The sequence below is a fragment of the Vogesella mureinivorans genome (assembly GCF_007644035.1).
Classification (GTDB): domain Bacteria; phylum Pseudomonadota; class Gammaproteobacteria; order Burkholderiales; family Chromobacteriaceae; genus Vogesella; species Vogesella mureinivorans.
In genome coordinates this window covers 1-268 of sequence record NZ_VMTV02000382.1, presented here as the reverse complement: position 1 = coordinate 268, position 268 = coordinate 1, and the positions used below count along the sequence as shown (strand labels likewise).

Here is a 268-nt window from a genome sequence, read left to right as displayed (position 1 = left end):
CCCAAACCTCTAAAATGATGAAACGCTTGGGTGAGTCTTCACAACAAATTGGGAAAATTGTTACCTCTATTTCTCAAATTGCTGCACAAACAAACCTACTGGCTTTGAATGCAACGATTGAAGCGGCACGTGCCGGCGAACAGGGGCAAGGTTTCGCGGTTGTTGCGGAAGAAGTGCGAAAATTAGCGGAACGTTCTGGCAGTGCGACTGAGGAAATTTCCGAGATTGTCGAGCAAATTCGCAGCGAAATTGGACGGGTGATGCAGGC

At 48.1% G+C, this 268-nt stretch carries 1 protein-coding gene; it reads left to right on the top strand.

Translation table 11 applies throughout. The features are described 5' to 3' along the window. Positions 1-14 precede the first annotated feature (14 nt). Positions 15-268, top strand: a 254-nt coding sequence (locus FLQ44_RS11110) for a methyl-accepting chemotaxis protein (RefSeq protein ID WP_439144921.1), incomplete at its 3' end; no start/stop codon positions are given.